The 12,666-nt window shown below is 44.3% G+C and carries 9 protein-coding genes and 2 pseudogenes; 10 read left to right on the forward strand and 1 reads right to left on the reverse strand.

The genetic code is table 11. The features are described 5' to 3' along the window. The first annotated feature begins 39 nt into the window (after positions 1-39). The 7 genes and pseudogenes from DYE66_RS05710 to DYE66_RS05740 all read left to right on the forward strand — a co-directional run bounded on the left by DYE66_RS05710 (position 40) and on the right by DYE66_RS05740 (position 8,768). Positions 40-1,797: a 1-deoxy-D-xylulose-5-phosphate synthase gene (locus DYE66_RS05710; RefSeq protein WP_115325016.1), complete on the forward strand. Its 1,758-nt coding sequence runs from the start codon at positions 40-42 to the stop codon at positions 1,795-1,797. A gap of 224 nt (positions 1,798-2,021) precedes the next feature. Continuing rightward, positions 2,022-2,951, forward strand: a pseudogene (locus DYE66_RS05715) (aldo/keto reductase). Positions 2,952-3,024: 73 nt separating this feature from the next. Beyond that, positions 3,025-3,564: pseudogene (locus DYE66_RS05720) on the forward strand (UTP--hexose-1-phosphate uridylyltransferase); the annotation flags it as partial. A gap of 161 nt (positions 3,565-3,725) precedes the next feature. Beyond that, positions 3,726-4,727 (forward strand): UDP-glucose 4-epimerase GalE, encoded by a 1,002-nt coding sequence (gene galE, locus DYE66_RS05725; RefSeq protein ID WP_115325017.1) that lies wholly within the window; start codon positions 3,726-3,728, stop codon positions 4,725-4,727. A gap of 237 nt (positions 4,728-4,964) precedes the next feature. After that, the gene (gene dexB, locus DYE66_RS05730) at positions 4,965-6,578 is read left to right on the forward strand and encodes a glucan 1,6-alpha-glucosidase DexB (RefSeq protein ID WP_115325018.1); all 1,614 of its coding nucleotides are present in this window, start codon (positions 4,965-4,967) and stop codon (positions 6,576-6,578) included. Positions 6,579-6,886: 308 nt separating this feature from the next. Beyond that, complete coding sequence (locus tag DYE66_RS05735) at positions 6,887-7,396, forward strand: DinB family protein (protein WP_019783446.1); 510 nt, start codon at positions 6,887-6,889, stop codon at positions 7,394-7,396. A 22-nt stretch (positions 7,397-7,418) separates the two neighbouring features. Beyond that, complete coding sequence (locus tag DYE66_RS05740) at positions 7,419-8,768, forward strand: replication-associated recombination protein A (RefSeq protein ID WP_115325019.1); 1,350 nt, start codon at positions 7,419-7,421, stop codon at positions 8,766-8,768. 553 nt (positions 8,769-9,321) lie between these two features. On the opposite strand, the gene DYE66_RS05745 is transcribed toward DYE66_RS05740, so the two are convergent. Then, a complete protein-coding gene (locus tag DYE66_RS05745; protein WP_003000587.1) occupies positions 9,322-10,086 on the reverse strand; it encodes a DeoR/GlpR family DNA-binding transcription regulator in 765 nt (254 codons plus the stop codon). A gap of 260 nt (positions 10,087-10,346) precedes the next feature. Here DYE66_RS05745 and lacA point away from each other — a divergent pair, with 260 nt between their 5' ends. From lacA to lacD, 3 genes are all read left to right on the forward strand, one after another. Beyond that, a complete protein-coding gene (lacA, locus tag DYE66_RS05750) occupies positions 10,347-10,775 on the forward strand; it encodes a galactose-6-phosphate isomerase subunit LacA (protein WP_002999915.1) in 429 nt (142 codons plus the stop codon). A 27-nt stretch (positions 10,776-10,802) separates the two neighbouring features. Then, a complete protein-coding gene (lacB, locus tag DYE66_RS05755; protein WP_002999861.1) occupies positions 10,803-11,318 on the forward strand; it encodes a galactose-6-phosphate isomerase subunit LacB in 516 nt (171 codons plus the stop codon). A gap of 139 nt (positions 11,319-11,457) precedes the next feature. Beyond that, positions 11,458-12,438 carry a tagatose-bisphosphate aldolase gene (lacD, locus tag DYE66_RS05760; protein ID WP_002959735.1) on the forward strand — a complete coding sequence of 327 codons (981 nt, stop codon included), beginning with the start codon at positions 11,458-11,460 and terminating at the stop codon, positions 12,436-12,438. The last annotated feature ends 228 nt before the right edge of the window (positions 12,439-12,666 follow it).

The following is a 12,666-nucleotide window of genomic DNA, read 5'->3' on the forward strand; positions in this document are numbered from 1 at the left end:
TTTCTCTAATCCGACGACCAAGATTGAAAGGAAGAATCTATGTTAGAAAAAATCCAATCCCCGGCAGACTTGAAAAAACTCTCTCAAGACCAATTAGAAGAAGTAGTGGTGGAGGCTAGACAGGCCCTCTTGGAGAAAACCAGTCACCACGGTGGACACAATGGACCCAACTTTGGTGTGGTTGAAATGACCGTGGCTCTCCACTATGTTTTTGACTCCCCTCGTGACAAGTTCATTTTTGACGTCTCCCACCAATCTTATGTTCATAAGATGTTGACGGGACGGGCTCAAGCCTTCTTGGATCCTGATCACTATGATGATGTATCAGGTTATACCAATCCCAGGGAAAGCGAGCACGACCTCTTCACCATCGGCCATACCTCAACCTCTTTGGCTTTAGCATCAGGCGTGGCCAAGGCTAGGGATCTCAAGGGTCAAAAGTCCAATGTTGTCGCCATCATCGGTGATGGTTCCCTGTCAGGTGGTCAGGCCTACGAGGGTCTCAATCAAATCGCCACAACTGGGACCAATACCATCGTTATCGTCAACGATAATGACCAGTCCATCGCTGTAAATCCTAAAGGTGGTATCTACACAGCCCTGCGGACCTTGCGGGAGACAAATGGACAAGCCCAGGATAATCTCTTTAAGGCCCTAGGTTTTGATTATTACTATTTGGATAAGGGAAATGACTTAGCCTCTCTGATTGCCCTCTTCCAAGAGGTCAAAGATAGTGACCACCCTGTTCTCCTCCATATTCATACCCAGAAGGGTCACGGCGTTACCTTTATGGAAGAAAATCGGGAAGCCTTCCATGCTGGCGGTCCCTTCAATCCTGAAACGGGCCAATACCTAAGAGGTAATTCAGGACCGAATTACAATTCTATCACAGGCGACTTCCTGCTCAAGAAGATGAAGGAGGATCCAACTGTCATTGCGGTCAATGCTGGAACCCCTATGTTCCTCTTTTCTCAGGAGCAAAGGCAAGAAGCTGGCCAACAATTTGTTAATGTCGGAATTGCGGAACAAGAAGCAGCGACCATGTCAACGGGTCTGGCCAAAAATGGGGCCAAGCCTGTCTGGTACGTGGCTTCCACCTTTATGCAAAGGACCTATGACCAATGGTGGCACGATATTGCCCTCAATAATCAGTCAGTAACGGTTCTGGTTCACTCGGCCTCGGTCAATGCTATGAACGATGAAAGTCACCTGGGCTTCTTTGATATTCCCTTCCTCAGCCATATCCCTAATATAGTCTATCTGGCTCCAACCAATAAGGAAGAGCACCTAGCCATGTTGGATTGGGCCATTGAACAAAAGGACCATCCCGTTGCCATTCGGGTACCTGTCGGTCCCCTTGAGGAAACTGGTCAACCCGACCAGACAGATTATTCTATTTTAAATAAGAATCAGGTCACCCAAGAGGGCTCCCAAGTTGCTATTTTTGGTCTAGGGAATTTCTACGGTCTTGCCCAAGAAGTGGCCAAGACTCTGGAAGACCAGCATGGAATCAAGGCTACCCTAGTCAATCCTAAATTTATCACGGGTCTGGACAAGGGGCTTCTAGATTCTCTATCCGCCAAGCATCAACTGGTGGTAACCTTGGAGGATGGTCTCTTGGAAGGTGGCTACGGTCAAACCATTGCCAGTTATCTGGGTAATACTGATATTAAGGTCCAAAATTATGGTATTGATAAGCATTTCCACGACCGCTATGACCGTCAAGAGCTGATGGCTAAAAATGGCCTTAGTGTGGATACTATCGTTAAGAATATTTTGCAAACACTTGCTAACTAGTTGGGGTTGAGTCTGGGGCAGGCCCCCATGAAGGTTTTGCTTTTCTCCCCAACTACTATCTTGAAAGACTGTGGATTAGAAATCAAGAGATTGTCTATTGGTCTTTTTATACGTAATCTTCCAAGATTACACATTTTTATGGGTGAGGGCAAAGTCATCATAGGTGTCTGTCCTAGTCTCTAGCGTAACCTACGATAAACAATTCTAGAAAGGAAGTAGGATTTATGCAAACTATTTCTATTGTCAATGATCCACAAGCTGTTCCAGAAATTGTACAAGGATGCATGCGCATGCCTGATTTAAGCGATCAAGATGCTGCTCAAGTTATTAAAACAGCCTATGAAGCTGGTATTACCTTCTTTGATCATGCCACTTGTTATGGAGAAGATGGGGCTGATGAACGTAAATTTGGTCAAGCCTTTAAGCTAACTGGCCTCAAGCGAGAAGATATTTTCCTACAATCAAAATGTGGCTTACGTTTTGAACGTCAGGAATTCGATTGGACCAAGGAAAATATTTTAGCTAGTGTGGATGAAAGTTTGGAACATCTGCAAACCGGTTATCTGGATTCCCTATTGCTTCACAGACCGGATCTTATCTTTGATCCAAAAGAAGTAGCCCAAGCCTTTGATGAGTTAGAACGTACAGGGAAGGTCCGTTATTTTGGTGTTAGCAACTTAATGCCTCTGCAAATTGAACTCCTTAAAAAGTACGTTAAGTAGCCCCTTATTTTTAACCAACTACAGCTTTCTTTGGAGCAGTCTCAATTGATTGATCAGCCACTTTATATGAATAATAAGGAGACTGATATGTCTATCAATCGTGATGGTGATGCACTAGACTATTGTCGCTTGCACGACATCACCATTCAGGCTTGGTCTCCGCTTCAATCTGGTTTCTTTAAAGGAACCTTCCTTGATAATCCGAAATTTCCAGAATTAAATACAGTCTTGGAAAAATTTGCTCAGCGTGAAGGGATGACAAAGGCTGCTATCGCTTTAGCCTGGATTTTACGCCACCCAGCCAAGATGCAGGTTATTATTGGCAGTATGAATCCACAGCACATTGAGGAAGCCGCTCAGGCTGGTAAAGTTAACCTTTCCCACCACGATTGGTATGAACTCTATCTGGCTGCTGGAAAATATTTACCATAAACAAGACTAGTCCTGTTCGGATGAATAGGGCTTTTATCAGTTCATATGGGTGTGGTACAGGGGCAGAAACCCTAAGGAGCAACTCGTTGCCTTGGCAGAAGTGATTCGTCAGGCCTGGAGGAATTATAGCGATCCAGAGGTGGATATTCTTGCCTTTAGCCAAGAGGAGCCTCATCACACGGTGATCCCTATTGCCAGAAAACGTCAAGGGCAATTCGAGTTGGACATCGTCTTACGGGATAACCATACCTCTGAGCAATTTCCTGACGGGGTCTACCATCCTCACGCCGATGTTCAGCATATCAAAAAGGAAAATATTGGCTTGATTGAGGTCATGGGCTTGGCAATCCTCCCTCCTCGTTTAAAAGAAGAGCTAGCAGAGGTTGAAAACTACCTGACAAACCAGTATAATGAAATAGCTGACTATCATAAGGACTGGGCGGGTGACTTGAAAAAGTCCTTGGTCATCAATCCAGATAATGTTCATCAGCTTGTCCAAGAGGCTATTGGTCAGGTCTTTGTCCGAGTTTTGGAAGATGCCGGGGTCTATAAGCGAACCCCAGAAGGTCAAGCTGCTTTTAAACGTTTTCTAGAGACAGTTGGGATTGAATAAATGCAGAAAAGGTCCTTCTCCTGATTTTATTAAAAGGAGGGGCGAATTAAAGACTTGCTCTCGTGAAAAAGAACTCTTACATTCTAAGAGGTTTTCATGAGGCTGGGTTTCATGCAATAAAGAGAGAAAGGAAGGGCTTAGGCCCTAGTGTATCTGAAAAGATGGCAATTCTAGTTTTGGGAGGGGCTGGCTATATCGGCTCCCATATGGTGGATTATCTGGTCCAAAAGGGCCAAGAAGAGGTGGTCGTTGTTGACAGTCTGGTGACTGGTCACCGAGCGGCTGTCCATCCATCTGCCAAGTTTTACCAAGGTGATTTAGCTGATCAAACCTTTATGCGTCAGGTTTTCAGTGAAAATCCTGACTTGGATGCTGTTATCCATTTTGCGGCCTTTTCTTTGGTGGCCGAATCTATGGAAAAACCGCTCAAGTATTTTGATAACAATACCGCTGGTATGATTAAGCTCTTGGAAGTCATGAATGAGTTTAACATCAAGCACTTTGTCTTTTCATCAACCGCAGCGACCTACGGTATCCCTGAAGAAATCCCTATTAAGGAAACAACCCCGCAAAAACCGATTAATCCCTATGGTGAAAGCAAGCTCATGATGGAGACCATCATGAAGTGGTCCGACCAGGCTTATGGGATTAAGTTCGTGCCCTTACGTTACTTCAATGTAGCTGGGGCTAAACCAGATGGATCAATTGGTGAGGACCATGGTCCAGAAACCCACCTACTGCCCATTATCCTTCAAGTAGCGCAAGGGGTTCGGGAAAAAATCATGATTTTTGGCGATGACTACAAGACGCCAGATGGCACCAACGTACGTGATTATGTCCATCCTTTTGACCTGGCCTCAGCCCATCTTTTAGCTCTTGACTATCTGCGTCAAGGCAATCCTTCAACGGCCTTCAATCTGGGGTCTGCAACAGGATTTTCTAATCTGCAAATCTTAGAAGCTGCCCGCAAGGTAACAGGTAAGGAAATTCCTGCTGAGAAGGCTGATCGCCGACCTGGCGACCCTGATACACTGGTTGCTGATTCAACTAAGGCTAGAGAAGTCTTGGGGTGGGCACCAGAATTTGACAATATCGAAAAAATCATCACAAGCGCCTGGGCTTGGCATTCCAGTCATCCCAAGGGCTATGATGATAGGGACTAACCTAAAGACTATAAAAACTCCTGAGCCACTTTGTGCGGCTGAGGAGTTTTTTAATCGCCAAGCTTTCTAAAATTCTAATAGAACTAGACTGGCTTTTTTGCCTTCCCCTAGGCATCAATTACTAACGACTGGGATGATACGACTAACGATAAAATTTGCGAATTCTCTTGTCTAACTTACTTAAAAACGGTATAGTAGTGGGTGTGAAAACGATTTCTAAAAAGCGAGGAAAGAGCAATGGAAAAACATTGGTGGCACAAGGCAACCGTCTATCAGATTTATCCCAAGTCCTTTAAAGACTCTAATGGCGATGGGGTCGGTGACCTGCAAGGTATCATCAGTAAATTGGATTACCTGCAAAAGCTTGGCGTAACAGCTCTATGGCTCTCTCCTGTTTACCAGAGTCCCATGGATGACAATGGCTATGATATTTCTGATTACGAGGGCATTGCCGACATCTTTGGTAGTATGGCTGACATGGACGAGCTACTTGACCAGGCCAATCAACGAAATATCAAGATTGTTATGGACCTAGTGGTCAACCATACGTCAGATGAACATGCTTGGTTTATTGAAGCCAGGGAGAATCCCACTAGCCCAGAGCGAGATTTCTACATCTGGCGGGATCAGCCCAATGATTTGCAGTCTATTTTTGGAGGTTCAGCCTGGCAGTATGACCAGAAATCGGGACAATATTACCTCCACTTTTTCAGCAAGAAGCAGCCCGATTTGAATTGGGAAAATGACCAGCTCCGCCAGAAGATTTATGACATGATGAATTTCTGGATTGCCAAAGGCATCGGTGGATTCCGCATGGATGTTATCGATATGATTGGCAAAATCCCTGACCAAGGGATTTCCACTAATGGCCCCAAGTTGCATGATTACCTAAAAGAAATGAATGCAGCCACTTTTGGTCAGCATGACCTGATGACTGTGGGGGAAACTTGGGGAGCCAGTCCTGAGATTGCCAAGCAGTATTCTAATCCAGACCATCAGGAGCTGTCTATGGTCTTCCAATTTGAACATATTGGTCTCCAACATCAACCGAATGCTCCTAAGTGGGACTATGCCAAGGAGCTGGATGTACCTGCTCTCAAGGCCATTTTTAACAAGTGGCAGACTGACTTGGAGCTGGGTCAGGGCTGGAATTCCCTATTCTGGAACAACCATGACCTGCCTCGGGTTCTCTCGATCTGGGGCGACACAGGAAGCTACCGAGTCAAATCAGCTAAGGCCTTGGCTATTTTGCTCCATCTCATGCGAGGGACGCCTTACATCTATCAGGGCGAGGAAATCGGCATGACCAACTATCCTTTTGCTGGCCTTGAGGAAATCAACGACATTGAGTCCTTGAATTTTGCACACGAGGCTTTGGAAGAAGGCCAAAGCCTAGATGCCATCATGGATAGCATCCGAATGATTGGCCGAGACAATGCTAGAACACCTATGCAGTGGGACAGCTCTCATCAAGCTGGTTTCTCAAGTGCAGACAAGACCTGGCTTCCTGTAAATCCCAATTATGAAACCATCAATGTCCAAGCTGCTCTAGCAGACCCTGACTCCATTTTCTATACCTATCAGAAGTTGATTAAGCTCCGTAAGGACAATGAATGGTTGATTGATGCTGATTTTGAGCTTCTAGAAACAGCCGATAAGGTCTTTGCCTATAAGCGTAGCTGGGGCTCAGAAAGCTATCTGATTGTGACCAATTTCTCTGGCCAAACGCAAGATTTTTCTTGGCCAGACTCTTTCAAGGAAAGCCTCATCACCAATACTGATGTTGCAAAAGCCCTGAGTGATCGCAAGCTCCAACCTTGGGATGCCTTCTGTCTCAAACTGACTGACTAGCCTTAGGAGCATAGAATTTAAAAAAACTGAAGGAAAATTGTTCTTCTTCACTCAAAGAAGACCTGATAAATCTCCTAGCTGGCTCCAGCTATGATAATCCTCACACCCCCAAAAGAACCAGACGACAAATGAGTCGCCTGGTTTTCTTTCTAGTAAAGACTTGCAAAAAGCTTTCGGCAGTAGTAGGCTAAGGTTAGCGATAACCACTAGGGATATCTGCCTGGTGGAATAGTAGAGAGAGCAGCTGGATTTATATGGGAATTTCCTGTCCATGGCCATTCAGCTTGCTCTCATAGAAAGAGGTTATTATGTCACCTTTAGAATTATCATTTAGCACCCTAGAACGGGCTCAAGAACGTTTTTTAGAAACCCTAGACCAAATGACAGTAGCAGAAGCCAATACCATGCCCAAGCCCTTGATTAAATCAGTTACTTGGCTTATTTGGCATTCGAGTCGAGTTTTGGATTATCAAATCTCCCCTCTGGCAGGCCTGCCACAACTCTATGAGGCTGCTGGCTTTAAAGAAAGATTTAATCTTGACCTGCCCGATGATACGCAAGACTGGTGCCACACTCCTCAAGAAGCGGCCAAGGTAGTCGTTTTTGATAAAGAGCTTCTCAAGGACTATTTACAAGCAACTATGGAGCGGACCAAGACTTACTTTGCCCAATTGGATGAAGCCAGTCTAGCCGACATTATCGACCGCAACTGGACACCTGCGGTTACCCGAGGAGTTAGGCTTGTTTCAACAGTAGATGACATCGTCATGCATTCAGGTCAAGCCGTTTACACCCGTCGCTTAGTCATTGGTAAGTAGCGTAAAATTAGGAGGAAGTCCCATGCCTCAAACTTCGCTTTTTGATGCAGATATGCAAAAGTCTGCTCCCCTGGCCAGTCGTATGCGCCCCCAAAGTCTGGATGACTTCGTTGGTCAGGAACATCTGGTCGGTCAAGGAAAGTTTCTGCGAGAAATGATTGAGAAAGACCAGGTGTATTCCATGATTTTCTGGGGGCCACCAGGGGTTGGTAAGACGACCTTGGCAGAAATCATTGCCAAGAAGACCAATGCTAAATTTATCACCTTTAGTGCTGTTATGAATGGCATCAAGGAAATCCGGACCATTATGAATGAAGCCGAAGAAAATCGCAGTTTTGGTGAGAAGACCATTGTCTTTATTGATGAAATTCATCGCTTTAACAAGGCCCAGCAGGATGCTTTCTTACCTTATGTTGAAAAGGGTAGCATCATCCTGATTGGAGCCACGACAGAAAATCCTTCCTTTGAGGTCAATTCCGCCCTCCTATCTAGGGCGCGGGTCTTCGTCCTTAAGCCCTTGGCCAAGGGAGACATTTTAAATCTCCTCAAGCGAGTCCTTCGCTCAGAGGATGCCTTTCCTGGTATCATGGTCGAAATTTCTGACGAGCTCTTGGAAAGACTTGCGGCCTATGCCGATGGAGATGCTAGAACTGCCCTCAATACATTGGAAATGTTGGTATTAAATAGTGATAAGGAAGACGATAAGGTCACAATTAGGGAAGAACTGCTGACGGACCTCCTTGGCACTAAGACCCTCCAGTATGATAAGGATGGCGAAGATCACTATAATATTATCTCGGCTCTACATAAGTCTATGCGCAATAGCGATGCCGACTCCGCCGTCTACTGGCTGGGCCGAATGCTGGCAGGTGGTGAGGACCCCGTCTATATTGCTCGTCGCCTGGTGCGTTTTGCTAGTGAAGATATTGGTTTGGCTGATAATAATGCCCTCAACCTAGCTATCAATGTTTTTCAAGCCTGCCGATTTATTGGTTTACCTGAATGTGATGTCCATCTGACCCAGTGCGTGATTTACCTCTCCTTAGCACCAAAATCCAATGCTACTTACAAGGCTCGTGTCGCCTCTCAAAAGGACATCAAAAAGACCCTCAACGAACCGGTTCCCCTGCATCTGAGAAATGCGACAATCAAGCTGATGAAAGAAGTGGGTTATGGCAAGGGCTACCAGCTAGCCCATTTCTATGATGATAAATTGACCACCATGCCAACTCGCCCTCAAAGCGTGGTAGATCATGTCTATTATCAACCGACCGACCAGGGAAATGAGGGTCGCATCAAAGACCGCCTTAACTATATCAAAGAATGGAAGGCTTCCCACTCCACCGACTTCCAAGCTGGTGAGGAGGAGTAGGGAGGTCTATAATTCTCCTCTCTAGATTTACTAAAGAAAGTAATAAAATGAACAAAAATCCTCTTTACGAGCTAATGAAAATGTCATGCTTTCTTTGAGCAACTCCATTGCTGGAAAGGAGGCCTTGCAAATGGGCGCACCTTAGACGTCTTACTTACCATCGGAGTGAATGTGGTATCCGGTATTCTGCTCTACTTCATTGACAAATGGTTGGATGGTAAGGACAATTAGCATTGTCAGCCTCAAGCACCCCTTAATCTGAAAAGAAGGTAAAAAAAGCCTCAAGGAACCGGCATTCCTTGGGGCTTTGGTGTTGCAATGAGCACTACCTTAGTGATTAAAAAGGATATCGTCTTAAATCTATTCTGTCAAGAAATTTGAAATCTTCATCCCTTTTCAAAAAGTACCTTGGCGCTTAATGGCATGGCTTAACCTCCAGTTCTTTCTTAAGTTTATTCTAACCCAGTTGTATCATTTCGTATATACTAAAGCTTACACTTAGTCAAATTTCAAACCCGCCAGGATTCAACCTGATGGGGTCTTTAGAACAAGCTTATTCTTCATCGGCCCTTAGTACATGAGTCAGGGTCTCATACTGGGCCTTGATATCGTCGCTCAGTTTGCTATCGGTGATGACATAGTTGAAGTCGCTAGTCTTATAGAAGATGAAGAAGTCGTAGGCGTTAAATTTTTTGTGGTCTACCAAGAGGTATTTCTCAATAGCCTTATTGAGGGCTAGCTCTTGAATGGTCCCTTCAGACTCATTGTAGGTGGCCACAGCATCCTTATAGATGGCATTAGCCCCGATGAAGGCCTTGGAAAAAACCAGACTATCAATATTATTGCTGGCCAGAGAGCCAACGAAGGCCCCAGTAACGGGGCGGTATTCACCCCCAATCAGAAGAAGGTCAACGCTAGGGCTTTCCTGTAAGATCTCAAAGATAGGTAGACTATTGGTAATAATTCTAAGTTTGCGCTCAACCAGTTCTTGAGCTAGAAATTCTAGAGTGGTTCCTGGTCCGATAAAAATTGTTTCCCCATCTTGAATCCGTTTAGCCGTATAGGCAGCAATTTGTCGTTTTTCAGCAACCTGTTGGGATTGCTTTTCTAAATTCGTCTTTTCCTGGCGGTTTATGGGACTGAGACTTTGAGCACCACCGTGAATACGGATTAAACGGTGCTCTTTTTCTAATTGGGCCAAGTCGCGACGGACTGTCATATCCGAGACCTGCAAGGCCTCCATGATGTCAGTGACCCTGATGATAGATTGCTGGGACAGCTGGTCCAATATCCAATTTAAGCGTTCTTTCTTGATCATTTAATGACTCCTGTCCTCATTTATGATGCCATTATATCATATAAAGAAGATGAAAAACACATTTACGAACAAAAAGTCACAAGAAACTTTTATAAAAATTTTCGAAGATTTTTGTAAAGAAAGTCGAGAAGTATTAATTCGAAAGGGTTTGCAGCGTGTTTTTTAAAACAAACAAAAACATTCAATTTTATCTTGACAAAATGTTTGTTTGGGTTTATTATAATCTCGTAGCAAACAAAAGCAAACAAAGGAGAACGAAAATGGCTATTGTACTTGGTGCCGATCAGGCAGGTAAAAGACTCAAAGACCTTATTAAGGCTTATCTGAATGAAAAAGGACTGGAAGTCCTCGATGTTACTGATGATTCCCAAGAAGATTTTGTAGATGTGACCTTGGCTGTGGCTAAGGAGGTCAATGCTACAGAAGGCAATCTTGGGATTGTGGTGGATGCCTATGGGGCAGGCCCCTTCATGGTAGCAACCAAAATTAAAGGTATGGTGGCAGCGGAAGTTTCTGACGAACGCTCAGCCTACATGACCCGGGCCCACAATAATGCTCGCATGATTACTATGGGGGCAGAAATTGTTGGTGATGAATTGGCAAAGAATATCGCCAAGGGCTTTGTTGAAGGGCACTATGATGGTGGCCGTCACCAAATTCGTGTCGATATGCTGAACAAGATGTGCTAGACAGTTGTTTGAATTGGAGGAAATAAAATGAAAATTGCTATTGGTTGTGACCATATCGTAACGGATGAAAAGATGGCGGTCTCTGAATTTTTAAAGTCAAAGGGACATGAAGTTCTTGACTTCGGGACCTATGACCATGTTCGGACTCATTATCCTATCTATGGTAAACGGGTTGGCGAGGCTGTTGCTAGTGGTCAAGCCGACTTAGGTGTTTGTATCTGTGGAACTGGTGTTGGTATCAACAATGCTGTCAACAAGGTTCTAGGTATCCGCTCAGCCCTAGTAAGAGATATGACAACAGCCCTCTATGCTAAGGAAGAACTCAATGCCAATGTAATTGGTTTTGGTGGCAAGATCACGGGTGGCCTCCTGATGAATGATATTATTGATGCCTTTATCAATGCCGATTATAAGGAAACGCCAGAAAATAAGAAGCTGATTGCTAAAATCGAACATTTGCAAACAGCCAATAAAGACCAGACTGACCCAGATTTCTTCAAGGAATTCCTTGATAAGTGGAACCGTGGCGAATACCACGATTAATGATTTTGGAAAATCAAGAATATCGCATCGTTAGCTTGCCTCTCTAGTGAGTCCCGTGTCTGTTTTTGATTTTCATTGACCATAATTTTGACCATAAACCTAGTTGTTACGAAAAATTCAAATATTGTGAGGAAGTAAAATGGTATTGACTGAAGGAAAACGCAAATACATGGAAAAATTAAGTGATGACAAGGGCATCATTTCGGCCTTGGCTTTTGACCAAAGGGGGGCCCTCAAGCGATTGATGGCTCAGTACCAAGATGCTGAGCCAAGCGTTGCCCAAATGGAAGAGTTGAAAGTGTTGGTGGCAGAAGAATTAACACCCTATGCTTCATCCATGCTCTTGGACCCTGAATATGGCCTGCCAGCGACCAAGGTTTTAGATAAAAATGCTGGTCTTCTCTTAGCATACGAAAAAACGGGCTATGATACTACTAGTACCAAGCGTCTGCCAGATTGTTTGGATGTCTGGTCGGCAAAACGTTTGAAAGAGCAGGGAGCTGATGCTGTTAAATTTTTGCTTTACTATGATGTGGATAGTAGCGAAGAGCTCAATCAGCAAAAGCAAGCCTATATTGAACGGGTTGGCTCTGAATGCCTTGCCGAAGATATTCCTTTCTTCTTGGAAATTCTGGCCTATGATGAAAAGATTGCGGATACCAAGAGTGCAGAGTTTGCTAAAGTTAAACCGCACAAGGTTCTAGGGGCTATGAAGGTTTTCTCAGAAGCCCGCTTTAACATTGATGTGCTCAAGGTTGAAGTTCCAGTTAATATGAACTTTGTCCAAGGCTTTGGTGATGGAGAGGTTGTCTACAGTAAGGAAGAAGCTGCTGACTACTTCAAACAACAAGAAGCAGCAACCAACCTGCCTTATATCTACCTCAGTGCAGGTGTTTCAGCTAAACTCTTCCAAGACACCTTGGTCTTTGCTCATGAGTCTGGAGCTAATTTCAACGGGGTTCTCTGTGGCCGTGCCACTTGGGCAGGTAGCGTTAAAGATTATATTGAAAATGGTCCTGAAGCAGCCCGTCAGTGGTTGCGGACCACAGGTTTCCAAAACATTGACCAATTGAACAAGATCCTACAAGCAACAGCCACCTCTTGGCAGGAAAAGGCTTAAAAGCAGTAGATAAGTGATTTGTGTTTAGAGAAAGAGAAGTGCCTGGCATTTAATGATAAGCATTGTATTTCTAAGGTTACTTGAAATTATCTTTGAAAATATCATGAAAAGTAAGGGTTTACATTTTTCCTTGTTTATGTTAATATAAGTACATAATTGAATAGGGTGGATCGTAACTAATCAGACTAGGCGAGACTACAAATGAATCGGAGAATTAGTAAATTTCTT

The organism is Streptococcus downei MFe28, from assembly GCF_900459175.1.
Classification (GTDB): Bacteria; Bacillota; Bacilli; order Lactobacillales; family Streptococcaceae; genus Streptococcus; species Streptococcus downei.

Bases quoted from the DNA above. Each gene is read 5' to 3' on its own strand.
- DYE66_RS05745 (WP_003000587.1), bottom strand. From the start codon at position 10,086: ATGATCAAGAAAGAACGCTTAAATTGGATATTGGACCAGCTGTCCCAG.
- lacA (WP_002999915.1), top strand. From the start codon at position 10,347: ATGGCTATTGTACTTGGTGCCGATCAGGCAGGTAAAAGACTCAAAGAC.
- dexB (WP_115325018.1), top strand. From the start codon at position 4,965: ATGGAAAAACATTGGTGGCACAAGGCAACCGTCTATCAGATTTATCCC.
- lacD (WP_002959735.1), top strand. From the start codon at position 11,458: ATGGTATTGACTGAAGGAAAACGCAAATACATGGAAAAATTAAGTGAT.
- DYE66_RS05735 (WP_019783446.1), top strand. From the start codon at position 6,887: ATGTCACCTTTAGAATTATCATTTAGCACCCTAGAACGGGCTCAAGAA.
- galE (WP_115325017.1), top strand. From the start codon at position 3,726: ATGGCAATTCTAGTTTTGGGAGGGGCTGGCTATATCGGCTCCCATATG.
- DYE66_RS05710 (WP_115325016.1), top strand. From the start codon at position 40: ATGTTAGAAAAAATCCAATCCCCGGCAGACTTGAAAAAACTCTCTCAA.
- DYE66_RS05740 (WP_115325019.1), top strand. From the start codon at position 7,419: ATGCCTCAAACTTCGCTTTTTGATGCAGATATGCAAAAGTCTGCTCCC.
- lacB (WP_002999861.1), top strand. From the start codon at position 10,803: ATGAAAATTGCTATTGGTTGTGACCATATCGTAACGGATGAAAAGATG.